Raw genomic sequence first — 12,731 nt, 5'->3', positions numbered from 1 at the left:
CTATGCCTGATCTTATTGTTGCTCTTTAGCAGGGTTTCTGTGATAAATTTTATCATTCAGGAACTCATCGATAGCAATCAGTGAAGGCTTAGGCATACGCTCATAATGCTTACTGATTTCGATTTGTTCTCTGTTTTCAAAGATCTCTTCCAGGTTGTCATTTGAAGAAGCAAACTCAGCTAATTTACCGTGTAATTCTTCTTTAATGTTGTTTGAAATCTGATTAGCCCTTTTAGAAATAATTACTAAAGACTCATAGATATTCTCAGTTTTTTGATCTAAATCATTAACATTTCTAGTAACCGTAGTATTCGGTACAGCAGGTTTGTTCGTGTTCATTATTTGATTGGGGTTTTAATTTTGGTATTGGTACTATCTGCTTTAGCTTCTTTTTCAAGCATTGCTTTATATTTTTCCTGGTCCTTCTGGAATTCGGCAATTACACGTTTTGCGTGTTCTATACCGGCTTCACTATCTTTCTTTAAAGCTTTAGCCTGATCAACCAATTTACTCTGAGGATGAGATTCTAAAAATTCATCAGCATATGTGATGGCTTCGTTGTACCTGTCTTCCTGACGTAATTCAATACTGTTTTTTGCGTATGAATATTGAGATTTAACGATCAAAAGATCCATCTCTTCTGCATATTTAATATCAGGGAAATCAATCTGCGCATTTTTCAAAGCGATAACTGCCGATTTATAATTGCTGATGTCCCATCCGCCTAAGTCGAAATATAACTTCGCATTTTCAAATGCTTTAGTTTCCAGTTTCGCACGTAGATCGGCAATGTATTTACTGGCATCAGCCACACGCTCACTCTTAGGATAGAAGTTGATGAACAATTGTAAAGCATCAATTGCTTTATAAGTATTCTCCTGATCTAAAGAAAATTTCGGTGATTCCAGGTAATAGCAATAAGCGCCCAGGTATCTGCATTCTTCTGCATATTTACTGGTTGGATAAGTATCAGCAAATGATTTGAACTGATATCTTGCAGTGGTGTAATCCCTTAATTTATATAAGGTTAGGGCATAGTAATAGTTTAAGTCTTCAGCTTCTGCTCTTCCCCTGTACTTTTGAGAAAGGTCTTCAAACAGAATGATAGCTTTGCTATAATTCTTCTTGTTGTAAAGCTTCATGGCCTCCTGATATTTCTTGGCTACATCGTTGCTCAATCTGATTTTTTCAAACTGGCTTTTGCAACCCGCGATCGTCAGGGCTATGATGGTGAAACTTAATAGTAATACGTGTTTAATTTTAAACATTCTGCAAAGATAAGTTAATAATACGATAACGTCAATTAAAAATAATAGGACGCTAAGCTATGTAAAGCGTTTCATCCCGTCAAACCCTTAACATAATTTAACAAATCGGGGTTTATCGGGCCCGTTTTTCCGTTCGTAAAAGCGGGATAAAGATACGGAATCCGGCAGCTAAATGGCAAGTGGGTCCCTGGTTGCAGAAAATCTTGTTTTTGGCCCGGTTTTGATACGTTGCTTACCCGCCTTTAACCCGCTTTCAAGCGGGTGTGCACCGAGTATAGAGCGTGGTTAGAGCCTGTATAGGAAAAAGCAGTCCTGAAGCCGTCTTTTGGCAGTCCCGGCTGTGTTATTTTACGGCTTATTCCGGATATAGCTTTACAACGAAATGGCGTCGTTTTTTTCTTATTCCTAAAGGCACCTTACATACTCCGTATATGCGCTTAGGTTGGAAGGGGATTGAAAGGTAGTTGAGAGGTAGTTGAAAGGCTAAATAACCTTTCAACTACCTCTCAACCACCTTCTAGCTACCTCTCAACTACCTTTCAACCTAGGAGCGTGATAGGAGCGTATTAGGAGACTTCCATGCGCGTATATGAATGCAATTCTTTATACCTTTTCAGAGATAGGCATCGCCCTGCGAAAGACAGCTTGTTCCTGATGCCCGGTTATCCGCTCATAATGTCCGGCAGATCAAATCTGCGGAAGTTTAAATCCGACAATTAGGGGAAAAGAAGAAATGCTAAAATCACTGAGGAAAATGCCATTCCGGAATCATTAAATTACCTTATTTTAGTGGGATTTAGAAAACGGGACAATTGCAATTGCCCATCATGATGAAACCATGATGATCTTAGCGCTGAGATCATAAAGTGAACATAAGATCATGACCGTTTCATCACCATAATAAAACAATATATACGAATGAAAAAGACGCTGATGCTTTGTGCAGCCCTCTTGTCTTTGGAGAGTGCTGCATTTGCCCAACATAAAAATATCTATCAAAAGAACTGGATTGACTTTAATAAAAACGGAAAGAAAGATGTTTTCGAAGATCCATCACAGGAAATAGAAAAAAGAATTGCAGACCTGCTTTCTCAAATGACAGTGGAGGAGAAAACCTGTCAGATGGCAACGCTGTATGGCTATGGAAGAGTCCTGAAAGACGAAATGCCTACCCCGGAATGGAAAACGAAAGTCTGGAAAGACGGGATTGCCAATATTGATGAGGCTTTAAACAGCCTCGCTTACAATAAAAAAGCACAAACCGCTTATTCTTATCCCTTCAGTAAACATGCTGATGCCATCAATACCCTTCAGAAATGGTTTATTGAAGAAACGAGAATGGGAATTCCGGTTGATTTTACCAACGAGGGAATCCATGGGCTCTGTCATGACCGGGCAACACCTTTACCTGCACCTGTAAATATTGGAAGTACCTGGAATAAAGCCATGGTGAGGCAGGCAGGAGACATTGTTGGCCGCGAAGCCAAAGCATTGGGTTATACCAATGTTTATGCCCCTATTTTAGATCCGGCCAGAGACCAGCGCTGGGGAAGGGTGGTAGAATGTTATGGAGAAAATCCTTTTCATATTGCCGAACTGGGAAAACAAATGGTCCTGGGAATTCAGGAAAACGGAGTCGCAGCAACCTTAAAACATTTTGCGGTATATAGTGTGCCTAAAGGTGGAAGAGATGGCGATGCACGTACTGATCCGCATGTGGCCTTAAGAGAATTGCACCAGATTCACCTTTATCCGTTTAGAAGGGTGGTTGAGGAGGCTTCACCGATGGGGGTGATGAGCAGCTATAATGATTACGACGGCGTACCGGTTACCGGAAGCCATTACTTTCTGACAGAACTGCTGAGAGAAAAATATGGGTTTAAAGGATATATTGTTTCGGATAGTGAGGCCGTAGAATACCTTTATTCCAAGCACCATGTAGTGGATGATTATAAAGGCGCGATCAAACAGGTGGTAGAAGCCGGACTGGATGTCCGGACCAATTTTACCATGCCGGAGCAATACATTATGCCGTTAAGGGAACTGATCAGGGAAGGGAAAGTTTCCATGAAAACGATCGATGAAAGGGTGGCTCATGTACTGCGGGTTAAATTCAGGCTGGGGCTTTTTGACCAGCCCTATGTACCGAATCCGAAAAACTCGGATCAGGTAGTGCATACGGCGAAGAGCGAAGCCTTTTCTGCGGAACTCAGTCGCCAGTCGCTGGTACTCTTGAAAAATGAGCAAAACCTCTTGCCTTTAGAATTGAAGAAATTGAAAAATATTCTGGTAACAGGGCCTTTGGCTGCTGAGGTAAACTATACCACGAGCAGGTATGGGCCGTCGAACAACCCGGTTACCTCGGTAGTGGATGGCATCAAAAAATATACTGCCGGCAATGCGCAGGTGAATTATGTAAAAGGCTGTGACATCATCGACCCCAACTGGCCGGAAAGTGAAATTATCCCCAGTCCGCTTTCTGCAGCTGAACAGGCAGGCATTGACGAAGCTGTTGCACAGGCTAAACTGGCCGATGTGATCATTGCCGTGGTTGGAGAAGATGAGAAAAGGGTAGGGGAAAGCCTTACCCGTACCGGATTAAACTTACCCGGCAGACAATTGCAGTTGTTAATGGCACTTCATGCCACGGGGAAACCGGTGGTTATGGTGATGATCAATGGACAGCCGCTAACGATCAATTGGGAAAACCGCTATTTACCGGCAATCCTGGAAGCCTGGTTCCCCGGCCCGCAAAGTGGAAACATCATTGCGGAAACTTTATTCGGTGATTATAATCCCGGAGGTAAACTTCCAATCACCTTCCCGAAATCTGTTGGTCAGCTGGAATATAACTTTCCGTTTAAGCCCGCTTCGCAGGCAGGACAACCAAGCAGCGGAAACAATGGCTATGGTAAAACCAGTGTAAACGGGGCCTTGTTGCCTTTTGGCTATGGGTTGAGTTACACGGATTTTGAATATAGCAATTTGCAGGTCAGACAGCCAACACAGCAAGCTGGCTCTGATATTGAAGTCAGTGTAACGGTGAAGAATACCGGGAAACGTAAAGGAGATGATGTAGTGCAGCTTTATCTTAAAGATCTGGTGAGCAGTGTGACCACTTACGATTCCGACCTTCGGGGATTTGAGCGGGTGACATTGCCCCCGGGAGAAGAGAAAACAGTGAGGTTTATACTCCATCCGGACGACCTCTCGATTTTGGATAAAGACATGAACTGGAGGGTGGAACCCGGAAAATTCAGGGTCATGATCGGTCAGTCTTCCGAAGACATTAAGTTAAAACAGGAATTTGAAATCCTGCCTTAGATGGCAGGCTTTTTATTTTCCCTTTTCATAGGCCATCCGGAGGTAACTGAGTACTTCTTCGTTTAAGTCCTCAGGCAGGTAAATGCGCAGGTGATGGTTGTAATCGTCACTGCCCGGTACAGCTTTGATCTTTCGAAAGCATAAGTTGTCCTCGTAAGGCTGCTTAAACGGGAGTACGATGTCTATAAAATCTTTCCCCATTTGTATCACGTAGGCGAAATTGATCTTCGCGGAAAAAGCAATCATGGTTTTTGCTGCATGGAATTCCACAGGTCCGATTTCTTTGAAAGCAGCAACCAGTGCCTCGAAAAGGGCAATGCTCGCTGCTGATTTGTTTTGCAGAAAATCTGCTATGGCTTTATCTGAATATTCCATCCTTAGTTCAGTTTCATTTTGCCTGGTGAAATTCCGAATTTTTTCCGGAAAGCAGTACCGAAATGTTGAACTGAGGAATAGCCGAGGTTGTCTGAAATTACTTTAATGGCTTTTCCTGAGCGCAGTTGTTCTTTTGCTTCGAGTAACCTGATCTCGCTCAGGTATCCGAAAACAGTCGTGTCAAAGAGTTCCTTAAATCCGTTTTTAAGCTTGAATTCGTTGATCCCCGCAATTTTTGAAAGTTCCGATAATGTTGGCGTTTTATCAATATTTTGGTTCAGGTAAACCTTTGCCTGCTGAACACAATCTTTCTCATAAGAAGACCGGAGTACCGACCGCTGCGAACGTGTGGAAGCGTTTTCAAAGGTCTCAACTTGCAGGCTAAGAAGCTCTATGCATTTGGATTGTAGAAATAATAATTTCAGGCTCCCCTGAACAGTGGAGTTCATAATGTCAGAAATGCATTGCTGCATGGCGAAGGTGATGCTCAGGTTGTTTTCGGAGAGGTTGGTGCATTTCTGCTGGTCTACATCTTCACAAAAGTCATTTAAAGCGCCGGTACTGTCTTTGACCAGCTGTAGGAAGTATTCCCGGGCGAAGTGTACCTCAAAGAATTTATAGGGTTGATTGTTTTTATACTGACCGACCCCGTCAAAATCCTGGGTATAGACGATGTTGTGTTGCAGGGCACTGAATTCATATTTGCGGCCGTTCGCATGGTTTTCAATCAGGCTTCCGCCGGATAATGAAAAGTGTAGTTCTACATACTCCGGCATGTCTACCGAACGAAAACGGACCTGATGCTTCTTCAGTGACATGTCGCCATATATAATATGAATGTGTGGTAAAGACAAATGAACCAATTCCACATCCCCGAAAGGAAGCTGGTATTTCTCCCTTAATTCTGTTATCGAAGGGGTGCTGGGGTCGAAGTTCTGGATGGTGCCGCCAAAGTCAGTCCATCTTCCATGTTCATCACATACGCTCATTCCCATAATTAATCCTTTTTGTGTTAAAAGTTATCCTCCTGGTGTAAAAGTTCTTTTAAAGATGAGCCCATCTTTGTACAAAGTTAGTATTATTTAGAAGAAGTATAAATAATCTTTAATGCTGACAGGTTTAAAAGGATTGGAATGAAAACGAAAACACCTAAAAGCGGCATTGGCAGGTTATTGCAAATTGCCGGGAAAGAAAAGAGACTCCTGATGTTATCCGCAGTACTTGCGGTCATCCATGTTTTATTGGCAGTAATACCTTATGTATTGATATATTATATTATTCAGGCGATGTTAGCCCCTCCGGTAAATACGGCGCTGGTTATTTCCTATTTACAGAAGGCGGTGTTCGCATTGATTGCTGCTTATGCTTTGTTGTATGCTTCAGGAATGGCCTCGCATGTGGCTGCATTCAATATACTCTATGAACTGCGCAGGCAGATGGCCGAAAAGCTGGGCCGGTTGCCATTGGGCTTTATCAATAAGAACAATTCCGGGGCATTGAAGAAAATCATGGCCGACGACGTGGAGCGGATAGAAAACTTTATCGCACACAGCATTCCTGATTTTGTAAAAGGCATTGCATTGCCCCTGGTTACACTGATCTATTTGTTTAGCGTAAACTGGCTTCTGGCTTTAAGCAGTTGTCTGCCTGTGGTGCTGCTGGCCATCATTATGCCCATCATGTTCAATAAGAAAAGAAACAAAGTCCTGTCTGACTATCACTATTCCCTGGAAGGAATGAATTCCGGGATTGTGGAATTTGTGAGGGCAATGCCGGTGATTAAAATTTTCGGACATACCGCGGATAGCTTTGGTAAATATAGTGGTTCTGTTTATCGCTTCAGGGAAATGGTAATGGCTTATATCCGGAGCTCTTCCCCGGCTTTTGGGGTGTTTATCAGTTTTATCAGCAATGCTTCCCTGCCAGTTCTGGCATTGGGCTTCTACCTGTATTTTGCAGGGGGTGTAAGTCTTTCCGTTTTGTTTTTATTTCTGATCCTTGGCGTGGGCTATATCCGTCCTTTGTTTGCATTGAGCAATCTGGGTTCTCAATTGTCGATGATTAACCATGGCGTGAAACGTCTTGATGAAATCCTGTTTAGTCAGGAACAGGAAACTCCGGGAAATGAAAAACTGGCCGGCGACTTTAACATCGAATTTAATGAAGTTTCCTTCAGCTATGAGGGTCAGGGGAAAGCAGTAGACCGGCTCAGTTTCTGTGTTCCGCAGGGAAGTATTACGGCCTTGGTTGGCCCCTCGGGCTCGGGGAAATCTACAGCGGCACAACTGGTTGCCCGTTTTTGGGATGCTCAGGATGGTTGTATTTTCATTGGGGGAACGGACATCAGAACGCTGAAACCCGAAGAACTGATGAAACAGGTCTCGTTTGTCTTCCAGGATAGTTTTATGTTTCAGCAAACAATTTATGAAAACATCAGGATGGGAATGGAGAAGACGAAACAGGAAATCATGGATGCGGCCATTGCAGCCCGGTGTCATGGCTTTATTGAAAATATGCCACAAGGTTATGAGACCCTTTGGGGTGAAAACGGAGTGCATTTGAGTGGTGGAGAGCAGCAACGGATTCAGCTGGCCAGGGCGATCCTCAAGGATTCGCCGATTCTTATTCTGGATGAAGCCACTGCTTTTAGTGATCCCGAAAATGAATACCTCATCCAGCAGGCTTTTAATCAACTGATCGGGAATAAAACGGTGATCGTCATCGCCCACAGGCTAAGCACGATCACGAGCTGTGATCAGATTGTGGTGATGAAACAAGGGAGGGCCGTTGGGATCGGGAAACATGAAGACCTGCTGGAAGATTGTCCGCTGTACCTTAACATGTGGAATGCGCATACCCGCGCTAAAGAATTTACGATTACAGAACAAGTATCTAGTCTAAAATAAAATGATAAAAAATATTTTCTTCGTCTTTAAGACGGCACCGGCCATGGTTCGTAAGAACATTCTGCTGGAGCTATTGCACAGCCTGTTTATTGCGGTTCCTACGGGCTTTTTGTTGCTGATTGTCCAGGAGTTGTTTTCGGCTGAAATAAATCAGGGGAGACTGTGGACTTATATATGGATCATGCTGGTCCTGCTGCTGCTGCAATTGTTTGTTTCGGTAAAAACAATTGTGGGAACGAATACCATGACCTATACTTTGTCGACGAACCTGCGCATCCGTTTGGGCAACCACCTTCAGCGTTTGTCTATGGGGACATTTAAACAGCGTGATCCTGGCGATCTGGCATCGGTGGTGCTTCAGGATGTGGCTAATTTTGAGATGATTTTTGGACATACCATAGGGAATATGGCGGCCGCATTTTTTGCTACAGTCATCATTTCGGTATTCTTATTTCTAACGGACTGGCGGTTGGCGCTTGTTTTACTGGCCGCACTTCCGCTTTGCTGGTTAATGATCAGGATTTCTAATTACCTGATCGTTCAGGAGGGTGGGAAACATGTAGAAGCGAGGAATGCAATTGGTGCCCGTTTCCTGGAGTATGTACAAGGCATCCGTCACATCAAATCATTTGGAATGACCGGTGTCCGTTTTGGTAGTCTGGATAAAGCGCTCAACGATTTTCGAAAAGCGAGTATCCGTACAGAAGCCATTCCGGGGCCTTTTGTTTTGACCGGTGGTTTGGTACTGGAGCTGTTCTTCCTCTTGATGTTGGGAATTGCGGTTACCTTTTTTGCACATGGAAGTCTGGCTGCGCCTGCACTGATTACCTTTTTGATTATTGGTTACCGGTTATATGAGCCTTTGAAAATCGTTTTGGTCGATTATGTGGTCCTCCGTTATATGAACATTAGTTTGAGCAGGGTAATAGAAGTGCTTCAGATTCCGGAGCAAAGTGCAGGAACAAAACGCAGGCCTGATGGATATGAGATCTCTTTTGAGGATGTTTCTTTTGCTTATCAGGAAGGTAAGGAGGTCCTTCGTCAGGTTTCCTTCCGTGTAGAAGAAAATAGCATGATGGCACTGGTTGGGCCTTCCGGTTCCGGGAAGACCACTGTGACGGCCCTGATCGCCCGTTTCTGGGACAGCCAAAAAGGAACCGTAAAAATTGGTGGGGTAGATGTGAAGGATATGGAGCCGGGCGAGGTTTATAAACTCATCAGTGAGGTCTTTCAGGACGTTTATTTATTTGACGACAGTATCTATAACAACATTCGTTTTGGAAAAATGGATGCCACTGAAGAAGAGGTGATCCGGGCTGCAGATTTAGCGCAGGTGCTTGATTTTGCCTGGGAATTGCCCGGTGGGCTTCAGGCGAGAACCGGCGAGGGGGGAAATCAACTTTCAGGCGGACAGAAGCAACGCATCAGCATAGCAAGGGCCTTATTAAAGGATGCGCCAATTGTTTTGCTGGATGAGGCAACCGCTTCTCTGGATCCTGAAAATGAAATTCACATTCAGAAGGCGATTCAGGAGCTGGTAAAGAATAAAACAGTGATCGTTGTGGCACATAAACTGGCGACTATCAGAAACGCAGATCAGATTCTTGTCCTTAAAGAGGGTGCTTTAGCGGAACAGGGAACCCATTTGCACCTGATGGAAAAGCAAGGTTTATATCATCACCTGTGGGGAATTCAGCAGCAATTGGGTGGCTGGAAAATAAAAAAAGCATAAAATATTTGGAGAAGTAATTCTATTGTATACATTTGTAGTGTACTAGTAATGTGGTACACTAAACTTGTAACGCTATGATAGAAATCTCCAACTTAACTTTTGGATACAGCAAAAAGAACCTGTTGTTCAAAAACCTAAACCTGAAGCTTCAGATGGGCCATATCTATGGTCTTCTGGGTAAGAATGGAGCGGGAAAATCAACCCTCCTTAAAAATCTTGCAGGCCTGGTCTTTCCTCAGGAAGGACTTTGTTCTCTGAAAGGATATCATTCTGCAGACCGTTTACCAGGTTTTTTGCAGGAATTATTCTTTATTCCTGAGGAAATGCACTTGCCATCCATTACTGCCAGTCAGTTTGCGGGAAGCACGGGACATTTCTATCCTAAGTTTAATGAAGAACAGTATATTAAAATGCTGGCGGAGTTTGATGTTCCGGTTTCCAGCGTATTGGGTAAACTGTCTTTTGGCCAGCAGAAAAAGGTAATGATTGCTTTTGGTTTGGCTACAAATACAGCTTTGCTGATTATGGATGAGCCGACCAATGGCCTGGACATCCCTTCCAAGGTTAAATTCAGAAAAATCATTGCAGGAGCACTTACCGATGAACGCTGCATCATTATTTCTACACATCAGATCCGTGACCTGGATAGCCTGATCGACAGTGTACTGGTTTTACACGAGCAGGAGATTGTGCTGAACCGTAGTCTGGATGAAATTGCCGAACGCCTTCAGTTTACTACGGCTGCGCAGGCCAACAAAGCTGCGGTCCTGTACGAGGAATCAAATGCGATAGGCATCAATACCATTAGCGAAAACCATAATGAAACTTTTAGTAAGGTGGATATGGAAATGCTTTTCAATGCCATCATTAGCGGTCAAAAATCAGTAACTGACATTTTAAACTAACGCCCCATGAACAATATATTTAGCTTTCGAAGATTTTCGCTTCTTTTTAGTAAACATACTACTGAATATTATAAGACCTATTTGCTGTCTGCAGTAGTGCTGTTTTTTCTGCTCACTTTGGGTCTTGGATTTGTTTGTTATAAAAGCGGAGGGAGCATTTCGGAGAAAGGCCAGTTTGCCGTTTTTTTGCTTGCCTTTTTGGGCGCAGGTTCTATTTTTACCAGTATAATTTTCGCAGACTTTGGAGATAAAAGGAAATCAATTTCTATGCTTACACTGCCGGTTTCTACTTTTGAAAAGTATCTGGTGGCCTGGCTTTACTCTTTTGTAATCTTTCAGCTGGTTTTTTTACTGAGTTTTTATGTAGTAGACTTTCTTGTTTTGACGATTGGTAAGTCCTGGAGAGATCAGGAATTTAGGCTGTTGAATGTGTTTTCGCCAAGAGGGGAGTATAGGTTCGGCTTTTTATTCTATATGCTTTTCCATAGCCTGGCTTTTCTGGGGGCTATCTTCTTCGAAAAGATTCATTTTATGAAAACTGCCTTTGTGGTATTCTTGCTGAGTGCGTTGATCTTTTTAGTTAACCAACCTATAGCACTTGCATTATTTGATGTAAAACTGGAAAAAGTTGTGCCTTTTGTAGGCCTAGGTATTATAGAAGGAGGTCGGTATTATAACGTTGATCCATTGCCTTCCATTAGACCGGTGATGTTGAGCTTATCTTTTACTATTGTGGTGTTGCTGTGGATTGGAGCTTATTTTAAATTAAAAGAAAAAGAGGTTTAAGATGGAATTTAGAGAGAATGAAGCGATATACCTGCAGATTGCGGCGTATGTTGGAGAAAATATTATGCTGGGTAAGTGGCCGGTTAATGAGAAGATTCCCTCTGTTAGAGAGCTGGCAATGGACTTACAGGTAAATCCGAATACGGTGGTCAGGGCTTATGAATTCCTGCAGAATAAAGATGTAATTCTGAATAAGCGTGGGATAGGTTTCTTTATTTCGGCCGACGCTGAGGAAAAAATAAAGGCATACAGTAAAGAACGCTTCCTTAAGAATGAACTTCCGGAATTTTTTAGAAACATATTTCTTCTGAACATCAGTATGAAAGAAATAGAAGAACGCTTTGAGGAGTTTAAGTCGGAACATTATCAGCAATAATTACTAAACATAAAATTAGAAAAGATGAAATTGAGTACTATATTTATTATTGCGGCGGTAATTGTCTCATTGGCAATGCTGACTGCCTATAACTTTTCTTTGAAAGCATCTTACCAAAAAGGTGGTTACAAGGATCGTTTCAATGAACTTGAGTTTAGCAATGTAAAAGAATTGACGGAACTGCAGGTTAATTGCGCAAACAGGTTTAATATCAACGTGGAAAGAGGGCCAAAGGAAGGTTTATGGATTAGAGCTAAGGTCAGGAAATTGGTTAAAGTGACTCAGGTAGCAGGTAGGCTAACGATCGACATGACTGATGAGGCTAAGGAGCTCGGCTTTAATACCAGTGATGGTGACATTATTCTTTTTTCAAATAGCCTGAATACCATTAACACGACATCCTATTTTAACAAAGAGCAAATGGAGAAAAAGTGGTTCTATAATAGTGGAGAAATCAGGGTTAAAGGCCTGGCGGGAGATTTGCTGAACCTTGGTATAGGAAAGTTCACAACTATATACATGGACGGGGTGAAGCTGGCAACCTTAAAAGCCCGGGTAGGGGAGGCTGGATCTGAAGGCGCAACTTTGACAGTAGATGCTGCTAATCAGATCGCCTTTGCAGATTTTAGTCTTCCGGGGAAGAATAAGATCGAACTTCTGAATCCGAAAATTGTTAAAACTCATTATAACCTATCAGACAGTGCAACGGTAACATTGAGTGGAGAAATGCTGAGGGGGATCAATAAATAGGATTTTGGATATTGAACCGGATTAAGAACTATTGGGGTTGCTGGTTTAGCAGCCCTTTTTTGTTGAAGACGTATATAGTATATTATAGTATACCTTTTCCGGTTTTGCATCAGCTGGGATTGTTTCGCTCTTTATATATACTATATAAAGGTGGATTTGTGTCCTGTCTTTCGCTTTATATAGGTTAATTTCTATCCTGTCCTTGCGTTTTACTGGCTGTTTATTGCTGGGTTTTGTTGTTGTGTATTTAGTTTTAAGTATTTCTTACTGTAAATCATGCAGTTATGGGTGTGATACAATTATAATGGT

11 protein-coding genes are annotated in these 12,731 nt (G+C 42.6%); 7 read left to right on the top strand and 4 right to left on the bottom strand.

Annotation, left to right across the window (positions count from 1 at the left end):
- Window positions 1-12 precede the first annotated feature (12 nt).
- Together DBR43_RS10265 and DBR43_RS10260 are read right to left on the bottom strand one after the other, a co-directional pair.
- A complete protein-coding gene (locus tag DBR43_RS10265; protein ID WP_069379952.1) occupies window positions 13-339 on the bottom strand; it encodes a DNA-directed RNA polymerase subunit omega in 327 nt (108 codons plus the stop codon).
- Entirely contained in the window at window positions 339-1,268 is a 930-nt protein-coding gene (locus DBR43_RS10260; protein WP_124580573.1) for an outer membrane protein assembly factor BamD, read from the bottom strand. The genes DBR43_RS10265 and DBR43_RS10260 overlap by 1 nt, the downstream gene beginning before the upstream one ends.
- 918 nt (window positions 1,269-2,186) lie before the next feature.
- Between DBR43_RS10260 and DBR43_RS10255 the strand changes: the two genes are divergently transcribed.
- Window positions 2,187-4,592, top strand: a complete 2,406-nt coding sequence (locus DBR43_RS10255; protein WP_124580570.1) for a glycoside hydrolase family 3 N-terminal domain-containing protein — start codon at window positions 2,187-2,189, stop codon at window positions 4,590-4,592.
- Window positions 4,593-4,604: 12 nt separating this feature from the next.
- Here DBR43_RS10255 and DBR43_RS10250 read toward each other — a convergent pair whose 3' ends face one another.
- Together DBR43_RS10250 and DBR43_RS10245 are read right to left on the bottom strand one after the other, a co-directional pair.
- Window positions 4,605-4,967, bottom strand: coding sequence for a DUF5655 domain-containing protein (locus tag DBR43_RS10250; RefSeq protein WP_124580568.1), 363 nt, complete (start codon window positions 4,965-4,967; stop codon window positions 4,605-4,607).
- Window positions 4,968-4,969: 2 nt separating this feature from the next.
- Window positions 4,970-5,962 (bottom strand): helix-turn-helix domain-containing protein, encoded by a 993-nt coding sequence (locus tag DBR43_RS10245; protein ID WP_124580566.1) that lies wholly within the window; start codon window positions 5,960-5,962, stop codon window positions 4,970-4,972.
- 138 nt (window positions 5,963-6,100) lie between these two features.
- On the opposite strand from DBR43_RS10245, the gene DBR43_RS10240 reads away from it, so the two are divergent.
- The 6 genes from DBR43_RS10240 to DBR43_RS10215 all read left to right on the top strand — a co-directional run bounded on the left by DBR43_RS10240 (window position 6,101) and on the right by DBR43_RS10215 (window position 12,422).
- Entirely contained in the window at window positions 6,101-7,873 is a 1,773-nt protein-coding gene (locus DBR43_RS10240) for an ABC transporter ATP-binding protein (protein WP_233602935.1), read from the top strand.
- 1 nt (window position 7,874) lies between these two features.
- Window positions 7,875-9,605: an ABC transporter ATP-binding protein gene (locus DBR43_RS10235; protein ID WP_124580564.1), complete on the top strand. Its 1,731-nt coding sequence runs from the start codon at window positions 7,875-7,877 to the stop codon at window positions 9,603-9,605.
- Window positions 9,606-9,679: 74 nt separating this feature from the next.
- Window positions 9,680-10,510 carry an ABC transporter ATP-binding protein gene (locus DBR43_RS10230; protein WP_124580562.1) on the top strand — a complete coding sequence of 277 codons (831 nt, stop codon included), beginning with the start codon at window positions 9,680-9,682 and terminating at the stop codon, window positions 10,508-10,510.
- 6 nt (window positions 10,511-10,516) lie between these two features.
- Complete coding sequence (locus DBR43_RS10225) at window positions 10,517-11,296, top strand: hypothetical protein (protein ID WP_124580560.1); 780 nt, start codon at window positions 10,517-10,519, stop codon at window positions 11,294-11,296.
- 1 nt (window position 11,297) lies between these two features.
- Window positions 11,298-11,672, top strand: coding sequence for a GntR family transcriptional regulator (locus tag DBR43_RS10220; protein WP_124580558.1), 375 nt, complete (start codon window positions 11,298-11,300; stop codon window positions 11,670-11,672).
- 24 nt (window positions 11,673-11,696) lie between these two features.
- Complete coding sequence (locus DBR43_RS10215) at window positions 11,697-12,422, top strand: hypothetical protein (RefSeq protein ID WP_124580556.1); 726 nt, start codon at window positions 11,697-11,699, stop codon at window positions 12,420-12,422.
- Window positions 12,423-12,731 lie beyond the last annotated feature (309 nt).

Origin of the sequence: Pedobacter sp. KBW06 (assembly GCF_003852525.1) — a bacterium.
Taxonomy (GTDB): domain Bacteria; phylum Bacteroidota; class Bacteroidia; order Sphingobacteriales; family Sphingobacteriaceae; genus Pedobacter.
The sequence above is the reverse complement of the archived record's forward strand: the minus strand, read 5'-3'. Positions and strand labels throughout refer to the sequence as shown.